Here is an 8,069-nt window from a genome sequence, read left to right on the forward strand (position 1 = left end):
AACCCCGCCACGACGACCAGATCACCCCCACCCTCTACGGGCAAGGCCTCGACGCCACCGAAGGCCTCTGGGCCCGCGCCGGCTGGGCAGGACGAGGATGACACACCCGACCCATCCACTCTTTCTGGCCGATAACCCGCCCTACTACGTCAAGGTGGCCCGCAGACGCGAAAAAGCCTCGGTCACTGGCGAGAGTGACCGAGGCTGATCCGTGCACCCCCAGGGACTTGAACCCTGAACCCACTGTTATGGAGCGCCGTTTGCGGTGATTTGCGGTTAGTAGCGTGCGGTGCGAGAACGCGCGGCAGGCCGCCTCTCACGTCGGCATTCGCTGATGGTGATTTGCGACGTTTGCGACGCGAAAGTGCTGGGTAAGTACTGGATCGAAGGTCAGCCCGCTATGCAGCTCGGCGCCCGTCGAAACGACGCCGGATGCGTGCCGCCCAGAGCGCGTCATGCCGGATCCCGTCCATGTCCGAGACGGCACGCAGGAGCAGCACGTAGTAGCGGGGCGGCGTCAGCCCGAGCTCGCGGCGGATCGCCTCTTCCTTGATCCCGGAGTGCTCCCAGTGGGCCTTCTCGAAGTCGATCAGCTGTGCAGGTGTCGGTGTTGGCATCGCGTCCGATCCTCGCCCCGACCACCGACATCGCGGACGGGGTCACTCCCAGTCGATCGCGGCTCCGGGGACGGCGCTCAGCACGCGCGCACCAAGGGCGAGGTACCAACCTCGAGGTCGCGGGCCGGCGGGGAGCGAGAGCGGTACGCCCTGGTCGGCTGCCTCGGTGAGCTTCCGCGCCTCGGCGTCGTGCTGTGCCCGGATCGCTTCGAGGTCTGCTACGACGCCCGGGCGGGCCGTGAACCGCCCAGACTCCCAGTCCTTGACTGCGTGTCGGTTGACGTTGAGTGCCTCGGCTAGCTCGGCCTGGGACATGCCGATGAGGTGGCGTGTGGCGGCGATCTGGGCGGGTGTCACGTCGTCCATCATGCCTGCTTCCGCCGCCGGAAGAGTTCCTCAATCCGTCCCGCCGCGGCCGTCGCGAGCTCGGCCCACCGTCGGGCGTCCTCGACCTTCCCCGCCGAGAGGTCGCGCACGGTGAGCCGCGCGTACGTAGCTTCCTCCCGGTCGAGCTGGTTGTAGTCGTCGGCCTCGAGCATGGCGTCGAGCTCCGCGATCCGGCGCGCGCGGAGCGCCGCCCGGGCGGTCACGATGCCACCGCCGGGGCGATGATGCGCGCCGCCGCTTCCGCGCCGTACTTGCGGACTAGGATCACGCGGGCCTCAGCGTCCGTCATCGGCTGGTGCGAGTCGAGGCGGTACTCGCCGCAGCGGCACCAGTAGGCGGTGCGTCCGCAGTTCGTGCACTCGCCCTGGACGATGTTCTTGGCGTTCATGTCGGAGCCTTCCGTCTGGCCGGGAGCTGATCTCCCTTGCTCATGCACCCAACAATACACACCATTCTGGTGTGTTACAAGTGTGAGGCGGAAGAATCCTCAGGGCTTCGAACCCGGGGCCCGTCGTAGGATCGTCCGGTGCTCATCGGGATGATTCGATCCACCGCCACCCAGACGCTCGAGGCCGCGGGCGAGGTGCAGGCCGACGTGCGCGCCGACCTCGAAGCGCGCGCACCCGAGGGGTACGTGCTCACCGACGCGCCCGTGACCATGCAGAAGCGGTCGACCGCGATCACCATGGCCGGTACGTACCGCGCGACGCGCGTCGAGGAGATCGAGGCCGACGACATGGACGCCCTTGTCGCGAAGGTCCCCGACGGCCGGCAGCTGCTGAATGTCCGTGGCGTCTCATGAGCTCCGCCTCAGAGGGCTCTTCATGGTGGTCGACCGCGGCTACCGTAGCAGTCGGTGCGTTGCTCTCGATCGTCATATGGCTAGCGTTGGCTCTGCCTGCACTTCAGAGGCTCGACCAAGTGGTTGGCGTCATCGAACTCCGGCCTAGCGAGTACGTGACTTCCGTAGTGCTGACGATCGTGCCACCGCTCGCATCCTTCTCGCTTATGCTCCATCCGCGCATCGCCACGAAGACGCGAGGCGTCGTGTGGTTCCTGACTCTTCTGAGCCTTGTGGTCGCATACTGGGCTGCGACGAGTGTGTGGGGCCTCCCGCCCGCCCAAGGGTTCCTGTTGTTCTCGTACGTGTTCCTATTCTTCAAGTGGTGCGCCGGGATGCTAGAAATCGGCGCGGAGCCGCAGGCATGAGCGACTTTCTCGCCGACGCCGCCGAGCCGCACTGCCCCACCTGCGGGACGGTACTGCACGAGCACCCGCGCGGCTGGTGGTGCCGCGGCTGCGACATCGAATGGCCGGCCGGGCTCATACTGCCCGGCGAGTGACCGCCAGCCGCCACACGACCACCGACCGCTCCCCACCCGTCGACGGCACCCGCAGCAGCACGACCCTGGACGTCCATCCCTCCGCGACCGCGGCGATCTTCTCCGCCGGGCCCTCCGTGAACTGCACCCACGCCCACACCGGCACCGGGCTGTCCCTCGGCGCCCACTCGATCCGCTCGTCGTCGTACGCCTGCGTGGGGAGCGTCACCGGGCGCCGCGACTGGAACGCGCGATCGATCGACTCGGACGACGGAGGACGCTTGCTACCCACGGCGGGGAGCGTACGTCCCACCCCGGACGTTCCTCATAGGGTGAGCGCCAGAATCGCGCAGGCAAGCGATGCTGCGGCGATGACGAGCGAACCAAACGATACCCACCAGGAGGCTCGCTGGGATCGGCGGGACGTTTCCGCCTGGACCTCAAGCACGCTCACGAGGCGCTCGAGCAGCTCGTTCTGCTCGCGGCGCTGCGTCTGCGTCCGGAGCTGGTGCACCATGTCCTCTGCGCTACCCACGGCTCGAGCCTAGATGGGCCGGATGAGCGGCCGTCGGCGAGCGGATCCAGTGGCCAGCCGTCAATATTGCACGCATGATCCGACGATATGCGTGCTAACGTGTGTGTTGCAGGCATTCCTAGCCTCGGATTGGACGGCGAGCCGTGATCGAGACAGACATCCTGGGACGTGCGATTGGCGGGAAGGCCCGCGCTGCGAAGCTGACCCCCGAGGAACGCTCCGTCAGCGCGAAGAAGGCAGCGGAAGCACGGTGGAACGCGGGGCCCGTGCGCGAGGTTCTCGCCGGCTCTCCTGACAGCCCTCTGCGGATCGGAGACGTCGAAGTCGAGTGCTATGTCTTGGACGATGACACCCGCGTCATCACGCAGGCGAGCATGCTCACCGCGATCGGACGATCCCGCCGCGTCCCGGGAGCTGAGGGCGCGGACGAGGCCCTTCCCCCGATCCTTCGAGCGAAGTCCATCCGGCCGTTCATCCCGGACGATGTCATCGAGCAGGCGCAGCCCATCTCCTTCCGACTGCCCTCGGGGGTCCGCGCCAACGGATACCGCGCGGACCTGTTGCCCACCATCTGCGAGATCTACCTCGCCGCCAGGCAGGAGGGCGCGCTCCCCCCGAACCAGCGGCATATCGCAGCGCAGGCGGAAATCCTCGTACGCGCCCTCGCGCACGTTGGAATCATCGCTCTCGTCGACGAAGCGACGGGCTACCAGGACATCCGCACCAAGGACGCCCTGAGCAAGATCCTCGAGGCGTTCGTCGCGCGGGAGCTGCAACCGTGGGTAAAGACGTTCGGCCCCGACTACTACAAGGAAATGTGCCGCCTCCGCGGCGTTCCCTATGACCCCAACTCGGTCAAGCGCCCCCAGTACTTCGGCAACCTCACGAACGACATCGTGTACGACCGACTCGCCCCCGGAGTCCGTGACGAGCTCAAGGCCGCACAGAAGAAGGCTGAGAAGTCCGGGAAGCTCTTCCAGCACCTCACCAAGACCACCGGTTATCCGAAGCTGCGTGAGCACCTCGGCAGCGTCGTGACGCTCATGAAGATCTCCTCCGATTGGAGCGACTTCAAGGCGAAGCTGGACACCATCCATCCCAGCTATCGGGGGAACGTGCCTCTGTGGATGAGCGACGCTGACTTCGGTCTCTGACACACGAGAACGCCCCTCCCGGGGAGCCAGCCACCGCATGCGGTGTCTGTAGCTCACCCAGGAGGGGCGGTGTTGTGCTGTCTGTGCGGATAGGTGAGGGTCAGGCCTCGGGGAGTGCGAGCGCGGCTGGGTCTCCGCCGCCGTCGACGTACCGGGCGGCGAGGTCGATGATCTGCCCGGGGATCGTCGCGAGCGCTTCGCGACGTTCCCGTTCGGTCTGGACCGCGATGCGCAGCTCGTCGAGCTCAGTGTCGGTGAGTGTGGTGAGGTCGTCCATCGGTTCTCCTATGCGGGTGTGCCGGGCAGTGTGGTCGGCCAGTCGTCCTGCGCGTCGAACGTCGCGGTGCCGTTGAGAGCGATACCGGATGTCCACCCGTAGAAGCGGAGCTGCCCGGATGACTGGATCACGGAACGGATCATCTGCCCGACCGTCGCGGACACACCAAAGTAGAAGGCAGGGTTCGCGAGCTTCGGGCGGAACCCGGCGGGGAGCAGGAGGAGGTCGGGATTCCCACTGGTGACCGATGAAGCAAAATCGGTAAACCGAATCAGGATGATCCCGGCTCGGCGGGCCAGGTGAGCTGTTCCGGCCGTTCGAGTCGTTATCAGCGAGGTCACATCCCGCCAACCCGTGTCGCCCTGCACCACCCGCCATGCGGCCGCGGTGGACCCGGCGGCGACCTTCTGCCACAGCGAGGCGCCCAGGGTCGCGGCGGAGTCCACGACCAGCGACCCGACCGGGAGTTGCCCGAGTGTGGTGTCTCCGACTGGGGAGCCCGCCTTCGTCGCGATCTGCGCGGTCGTCTGCGCGGCTGCGGCCTCGGCGGCGTCGCGCGCCTGCACGGCCGTGTCTCGCGCTGAGGTGGCGGTGGTCGCTGCAGGAACGGCTTCATCGCGCGCAGCGACCGCCTGGTCCCGAGCAGTCTCCGCCCCGGAGCGGGCATCCACCGCCTCGTCCCGAGCTACCGAAGCCGAGTTCGCGGATGTCTGAGACATCATCATCCACTGCATAGCGTCCGCGGACGCGGCCTCGGCGCGCTCCCTGTCCTCCGTCGACACGACCGTCACATACGGGACAAGCTCCTCCGCCCCGACCTGCGCGGCAAGGTCCACCTCGCCCCCGTCCCCGGGCACATTGAACAGCACCGGAGCGGGCTGCGTGTCCACACCGTCCAGGTTGAACGTCGCCGTCCACTGCACGTACTGCGGGACGCCGTTGGGCTGCGCGGTGGCGATCGCGGGCACGCCGTCCTGCTCGGGAGGCTCAGTCGTCTCGGGCGGGTACATGAGGCCGTCGATCACCGGACACACGAGCGTGTCCACGTGGTACCGGCCCGCCTTCGCGATACCCGGGAACTGCACCCACTCAACGGACGGCGTCAGCGTCACCGTGCCGCTCAGAAGACGCTCGTCAGGCACGCGGCCCGCATCTGGCCCATCGGAGGCGAACGCTCCGAACCGGGCAACGACAACGCCCCAGGGGACACCTTCGGGAATGTCAGCCATAGTGCCTCCTTCGGGGGCGGTTACGCCCCTCCCGGCGGCTACCAGGAGGGCGGAGTCGTTCGGTGTGTCAGCGGCCGTTACGGTCGCGCGTGCGCGCTTCGATCGAAACGGCCGCGGCGGTCGTCGCGGCGACCCGCTCGGCATCGGACGTCGACGGCACGGTGATGTTCTGCACGACCGCGGGCTCGGGTGCCCGCTGAGTCGGGTCGGCGGGGAGGGTCGCGAGGATCAGACGGAGCAGCGAGATGAACGCGGACATCGCGGCGGCCTGAAGCACGAGCGGCCAGTCCACGTCGGTCAGGAACACGGCGCCCGTGAGGCCGCCGGCGAGCGACTGGCCGAAGGTCTTCGCGGTGCGCTCGAGCGCCGCCAGCCACCACGGCAGGTTCTCCCCCACCGTCTCGGGGAGGCCGAACAGCGACGTCGCGAGCGACAGGATCGCGCCGACCGCGGCCGCGGAGAGCGCCATCACCCACGGCACGTCCGCGATGACGGTCGCGCCGAGGTACGGGACGGCGACAGCGATCGCCGTGTGCAGGGCCCGGAGGCCCGCGTCGCGCCACCAGGCGGCGCTGAGGATGCTCGACTTCATCATGATCTCCTAGAGGCTTCAGGCGCGCGCCGGGCGCGCGGGAGGGGGCGGCGGGAGCTGCCGGTAGATGTGGTCGACGAGCTGCCGGTTCCACTGCCGCTCGAGGTCGTACTCGGCCTCGATGTGCGTGATGCGGGTGCGGAGGTCGCGCACGTCCTCCTGCAGCTGGTCGATCAGAGCGTCACGGTCGGCGACGGTGTCCCGCCGCATCTCCCGTTCGTCGGTCGTGACGCCGTGCTTCTTGTCGATCCGGAGGCGCCGCCATGCGATGACGGTCCCGCCGATCCCGACGATGGAGGTGGACACGGTCGCGAGCCAGGCAATCGGATCCACGCCTACCTCCGTCCGCGACGCCACCTCGGCGCGTGGTCTGCTCGGAGCTTCGCGGCGTGCGCGCCGAGCTCGAGACCGCGGTACGCGAGCGCCACGACGACCGCGGTGACCGCGGCGGCCTGGGTGACGCGCGTCGCCTCGCCGGTCGCGACGATCCCCCACACGGTCACGGCGTAGCCGAGCATCCCGCCCGCGGCTGGCCATGCCGCCAGCCACTCGACCGGCCACCGGTCGGTCAGGACACCCACGAGCGCCGCGATGCCGCCGACCGCGGCGAGGACCGTCCACCAGGTCGTCAGCTGCTCCCCGATCGTTCCCACGAGCGTCCGTGGCGGCCACACCACCCCGGCCACGCCCGACACGATCACGAGCGCGTACAGCGCCGCACGGGCGCCGCGCAGCACCACTCGCCAGCGTGGCGGGATCATCCGGTCAGGCATGCCCACCTCCGATCGCGCGTGCGTAGATGAGCGCCGACGCGGCGACGCCGAACGCCCACGCGGTGAGAGCCGCGACCGCGACGAGAAACGCCCGCCGGGCCGCGACCTGCCGGGCCACCACAGGTCAGCCTCGAGGCGGGTAGACCGCGCGCAGGAGGTTCCAGCCCGCCTGGTCGAGGTTGAAGAACGTCTCCGGCTTCTTGAAGTCCGGGGCGGGGAGGAAGTAGTCCGGGTTCAGCTTGTGGTTGAGCCGCTGGATGTCGATGAGCTTCCGCGCGTCGGCCTCGTTGAGGTCGACGCTCTTGCCACCGGCGACGACGAACACGCGTCCGTCCTTCTGGTGGCGGTAGAAGCGGTGATCGGTGGTTGCCATGTCGTCCCCCTCAGGAGTCGTGACGGCCGCGCCGTCTGTGTCTGCGGGCGCGAGCGCGCCCTGGTCGGTTCCGGCTGGGGCGCCGCCCTGCCAGGGGTCGAGGTTCCCGGCGAGCTCGATATGCCACGGCTCGCCGAAGCCGTAGCCCGCGGGGTCGAACCCGAATCGGTGCGCGTTCGCGCGGATCCAGTTCGACCGCGCGTTCCCTGCTCGGGTCACTCCGGCGTCGTCCCCGGAGTCGCGGATGTCGAGCGCGCGCCCGTTGCCATGGTTCGAGGTGCCCGGAACGGCGACCGTCCCCTCACCGGAGACGCGCCCCCACCGAATCCCGTTCCACCACCGGTAGTCCCCGAATGGCGAGTAGGCGCCGGGCCGGTAGCGGTCGCGGAAGATCCTCTCCTGGTCCGCGTACGACCGGTAACCGGAGTACACGTGCAGGGTCACGGGGAACGCGGCCTCGAACGCGGCCTTGAGGCGACCGAACGCGGATGCCGTGCCGACCGCGACAGGCCAGCCGTCGATCCTCACGATGTTGTCGGCCATGCGGCCTCCTCTCGGTTGGGTGCGTGCGACGCACCCCGGTCCATGCCCAACACGTGTTGGGAAACGGTCTGGCGCCCGGGTAGGCTCGGGCACCATGTCTCGCGTGAAATGGGTGGACACGGCCCGCGGCATCGCGATCATTGCGGTCGTCGTGTTTCACGCGACGCTGGTGCTCTCGCCCCTAGGCGCGGGTTCGGCGTGGGCGAGGTACATCAACCTGCTCGACACGTTCCGCATGCCGCTGTTCTTCTTCGCCTCGGGCCTGGT

The 8,069-nt window shown here is 68.5% G+C and carries 17 protein-coding genes; 4 read left to right on the top strand and 13 right to left on the bottom strand.

From position 1 onward, the window contains the following. Positions 1 to 398: 398 nt before the first annotated feature. Genes ACWXWW_RS17500 through ACWXWW_RS17515 form a run of 4 tightly spaced genes read right to left on the bottom strand, consistent with a single transcriptional unit; the run spans position 399 to position 1,392 of the window. Positions 399 to 617, bottom strand: coding sequence for a DUF3263 domain-containing protein (locus ACWXWW_RS17500; protein WP_455971236.1), 219 nt, complete (start codon positions 615 to 617; stop codon positions 399 to 401). Between the two features lie 42 nt (positions 618 to 659). Further along, positions 660 to 983 carry a helix-turn-helix domain-containing protein gene (locus tag ACWXWW_RS17505; protein ID WP_455971238.1) on the bottom strand — a complete coding sequence of 108 codons (324 nt, stop codon included), beginning with the start codon at positions 981 to 983 and terminating at the stop codon, positions 660 to 662. Beyond that, positions 983 to 1,207, bottom strand: a complete 225-nt coding sequence (locus ACWXWW_RS17510) for a hypothetical protein (RefSeq protein WP_455971239.1) — start codon at positions 1,205 to 1,207, stop codon at positions 983 to 985. The genes ACWXWW_RS17505 and ACWXWW_RS17510 overlap by 1 nt, the downstream gene beginning before the upstream one ends. Next, positions 1,204 to 1,392 carry a hypothetical protein gene (locus tag ACWXWW_RS17515; protein WP_455971240.1) on the bottom strand — a complete coding sequence of 63 codons (189 nt, stop codon included), beginning with the start codon at positions 1,390 to 1,392 and terminating at the stop codon, positions 1,204 to 1,206. The genes ACWXWW_RS17510 and ACWXWW_RS17515 overlap by 4 nt, the downstream gene beginning before the upstream one ends. A 138-nt stretch (positions 1,393 to 1,530) precedes the next feature. Here ACWXWW_RS17515 and ACWXWW_RS17520 point away from each other — a divergent pair, with 138 nt between their 5' ends. Together ACWXWW_RS17520 and ACWXWW_RS17525 are read left to right on the top strand one after the other, a co-directional pair. Next, complete coding sequence (locus ACWXWW_RS17520) at positions 1,531 to 1,806, top strand: hypothetical protein (RefSeq protein ID WP_455971242.1); 276 nt, start codon at positions 1,531 to 1,533, stop codon at positions 1,804 to 1,806. Positions 1,807 to 1,865: 59 nt separating this feature from the next. Further along, positions 1,866 to 2,213 (top strand): hypothetical protein, encoded by a 348-nt coding sequence (locus tag ACWXWW_RS17525; protein ID WP_455971244.1) that lies wholly within the window; start codon positions 1,866 to 1,868, stop codon positions 2,211 to 2,213. A 114-nt stretch (positions 2,214 to 2,327) separates the two neighbouring features. Here the strand turns inward: ACWXWW_RS17525 and ACWXWW_RS17530 are convergent, their stop codons facing one another. Both ACWXWW_RS17530 and ACWXWW_RS17535 read right to left on the bottom strand, forming a co-directional pair. Beyond that, a complete protein-coding gene (locus ACWXWW_RS17530; protein ID WP_455971246.1) occupies positions 2,328 to 2,618 on the bottom strand; it encodes a hypothetical protein in 291 nt (96 codons plus the stop codon). A 33-nt stretch (positions 2,619 to 2,651) separates the two neighbouring features. Continuing rightward, on the bottom strand, positions 2,652 to 2,843 hold the full coding sequence (locus tag ACWXWW_RS17535) for a hypothetical protein (RefSeq protein WP_455971248.1): 192 nt from the start codon (positions 2,841 to 2,843) through the stop codon (positions 2,652 to 2,654). Positions 2,844 to 3,004: 161 nt separating this feature from the next. Between ACWXWW_RS17535 and ACWXWW_RS17540 the strand changes: the two genes are divergently transcribed. After that, positions 3,005 to 4,015, top strand: a complete 1,011-nt coding sequence (locus tag ACWXWW_RS17540) for a P63C domain-containing protein (protein WP_455971250.1) — start codon at positions 3,005 to 3,007, stop codon at positions 4,013 to 4,015. A gap of 100 nt (positions 4,016 to 4,115) precedes the next feature. On the opposite strand, the gene ACWXWW_RS17545 is transcribed toward ACWXWW_RS17540, so the two are convergent. The 7 genes from ACWXWW_RS17545 to ACWXWW_RS17575 form a co-directional block, all read right to left on the bottom strand. Then, on the bottom strand, positions 4,116 to 4,292 hold the full coding sequence (locus tag ACWXWW_RS17545; RefSeq protein ID WP_455971252.1) for a hypothetical protein: 177 nt from the start codon (positions 4,290 to 4,292) through the stop codon (positions 4,116 to 4,118). Between the two features lie 8 nt (positions 4,293 to 4,300). Then, complete coding sequence (locus tag ACWXWW_RS17550; protein WP_455971254.1) at positions 4,301 to 5,521, bottom strand: hypothetical protein; 1,221 nt, start codon at positions 5,519 to 5,521, stop codon at positions 4,301 to 4,303. Between the two features lie 67 nt (positions 5,522 to 5,588). Further along, complete coding sequence (locus tag ACWXWW_RS17555; protein WP_455971256.1) at positions 5,589 to 6,113, bottom strand: holin; 525 nt, start codon at positions 6,111 to 6,113, stop codon at positions 5,589 to 5,591. Positions 6,114 to 6,131: 18 nt separating this feature from the next. Then, positions 6,132 to 6,446 (bottom strand): hypothetical protein, encoded by a 315-nt coding sequence (locus ACWXWW_RS17560; RefSeq protein ID WP_455971258.1) that lies wholly within the window; start codon positions 6,444 to 6,446, stop codon positions 6,132 to 6,134. Positions 6,447 to 6,448: 2 nt separating this feature from the next. Further along, positions 6,449 to 6,886, bottom strand: a complete 438-nt coding sequence (locus ACWXWW_RS17565) for a hypothetical protein (RefSeq protein WP_455971260.1) — start codon at positions 6,884 to 6,886, stop codon at positions 6,449 to 6,451. After that, entirely contained in the window at positions 6,879 to 7,007 is a 129-nt protein-coding gene (locus ACWXWW_RS17570; protein WP_455971261.1) for a hypothetical protein, read from the bottom strand. The genes ACWXWW_RS17565 and ACWXWW_RS17570 overlap by 8 nt, the downstream gene beginning before the upstream one ends. Positions 7,008 to 7,010: 3 nt before the next feature. Further along, positions 7,011 to 7,802 carry a M15 family metallopeptidase gene (locus ACWXWW_RS17575; RefSeq protein ID WP_455971263.1) on the bottom strand — a complete coding sequence of 264 codons (792 nt, stop codon included), beginning with the start codon at positions 7,800 to 7,802 and terminating at the stop codon, positions 7,011 to 7,013. Between the two features lie 94 nt (positions 7,803 to 7,896). Here ACWXWW_RS17575 and ACWXWW_RS17580 point away from each other — a divergent pair. After that, positions 7,897 to 8,069, top strand: a 173-nt coding sequence (locus ACWXWW_RS17580; protein WP_455971264.1) for an acyltransferase family protein, incomplete at its 3' end; no start/stop codon positions are given.

Source organism: Microbacterium sp. KNMS, from assembly GCF_053851835.1.